General features: G+C 64.9%; 1 protein-coding gene. It reads right to left on the minus strand.

Annotated features, from left to right (window positions below; genetic code table 11):
- Positions 1-453 (minus strand): efflux RND transporter permease subunit (locus OWC48_RS46540; RefSeq protein WP_282525998.1); only part of this gene is annotated, 453 nt, incomplete at both ends.

Raw genomic sequence — 453 nt, forward strand, 5'->3', positions numbered from 1 at the left:
GCGGTCAGCAGCGCCGGATCGTCGCCGCCGAGCGTGACGGTCAGGTCACGGCCGCTGCCGCCCCAGCCATTGTTCGACCGGAACGAGACCCGGGCATCCGGGATCTTCGCCAGCTCGGGTGCGAGCGACCGTTCGAAATCGATGCTCTTCTTCGCCTTCTTCTCCTTGAAGATGGCGGTGACCCGGCCATTGCCGACAAAGGCGCGCGAATAGACCGATTCGACATCGGGCTGCTTGCCCAGGAAGTCAGCCACGCGGCGGACCACCAGCTTGGTATCGTCGAGCGTGGTGCCGGGCACCATCTCGATCGTGGCCGTGCTCGAATCCTGGTCCTGGTCGGGCTGGAAGGTGGCGGGCAGCGTCGTGAACAGGACGATGGTAAGCGCGAACGAAATGATGCCGCCGACCACGGCCGACCAGCGATGGCTCAGGGTCCATTTCAGCGTGGACATG

This window comes from Bradyrhizobium sp. Arg816 (assembly GCF_029989365.1).
GTDB lineage: Bacteria > Pseudomonadota > Alphaproteobacteria > Rhizobiales > Xanthobacteraceae > Bradyrhizobium.